At 46.5% G+C, this 1,177-nt stretch carries 1 protein-coding gene; it reads left to right on the top strand.

The features are described 5' to 3' along the window. Positions 1 to 1,177 (top strand): elongation factor Tu (tuf, locus tag ACED42_RS21810; protein ID WP_017079846.1); only part of this gene is annotated, 1,177 nt, incomplete at both ends.

Below are 1,177 nucleotides of genomic sequence, written 5' to 3'. Positions count from 1 at the left end.
TGTCTAAAGAAAAATTTGAACGTACGAAACCGCACGTAAACGTTGGTACTATCGGCCACGTTGACCACGGTAAAACAACTCTAACTGCTGCTATCTGTACTACACTTGCAAAAGTGTACGGCGGTGTTGCTAAAGATTTCGCATCTATCGATAACGCTCCAGAAGAGCGCGAGCGCGGTATCACAATCGCAACTTCTCACGTTGAGTACGATACTCCTGAACGTCACTACGCACACGTAGACTGTCCTGGACACGCCGATTATGTTAAAAACATGATCACTGGTGCTGCTCAAATGGACGGCGGTATCCTAGTTGTTGCTGCTACAGATGGCCCTATGCCACAAACTCGTGAGCACATCCTACTTGGTCGTCAAGTTGGTATCCCTTACATCATCGTATTCATGAACAAATGTGACATGGTTGATGACGAAGAGCTACTTGAGCTAGTAGAAATGGAAGTTCGTGAACTTCTTTCTGAGTACGAGTACCCAGGAGACGACCTACCAGTAATTCAAGGTTCTGCACTTGGCGCTCTAAACGGCGAAAAGCAGTGGGAAGACAAGATCGTTGAGCTTGCAGAAGCACTAGATTCTTACATTCCACTTCCAGAGCGTGCTGTTGATCTACCGTTCCTACTTCCTATTGAAGATGTATTCTCAATCCAAGGTCGTGGTACTGTAGTTACTGGTCGTATCGAGCGCGGTATCCTACGTGTAGGTGACGAAGTAGAAATCGTTGGTATCAAAGAGACTACTCTTACTACTTGTACTGGTGTTGAAATGTTCCGTAAACTGCTTGACGAAGGTCGTGCAGGTGAGAACGTTGGTGCACTTCTACGTGGTACTAAGCGTGATGACGTTGAACGTGGCCAAGTACTTTCTGCTAAAGGTTCAATCAACCCACACACTAAGTTTGAGTCTGAAGTATACGTACTTTCTAAAGACGAAGGCGGCCGTCACACTCCTTTCTTCAAGGGTTACCGTCCACAGTTCTACTTCCGTACAACTGACGTAACAGGCGATATCACTCTACCTGAAGGCGTAGAAATGGTAATGCCAGGTGACAACGTTCAAATGACTGTTGAGCTAATCGCTCCAATCGCAATGGACGAAGGTCTACGTTTCGCAATCCGCGAAGGTGGCCGTACAGTTGGTGCTGGTGTTGTAGCTAAAATCTT

The sequence above is a fragment of the Vibrio sp. FF145 genome (genome assembly GCF_041439075.1).
Lineage (GTDB): Bacteria > Pseudomonadota > Gammaproteobacteria > Enterobacterales > Vibrionaceae > Vibrio > Vibrio tasmaniensis_A.
This window is presented reverse-complemented; position numbering and strand designations above follow the sequence as displayed.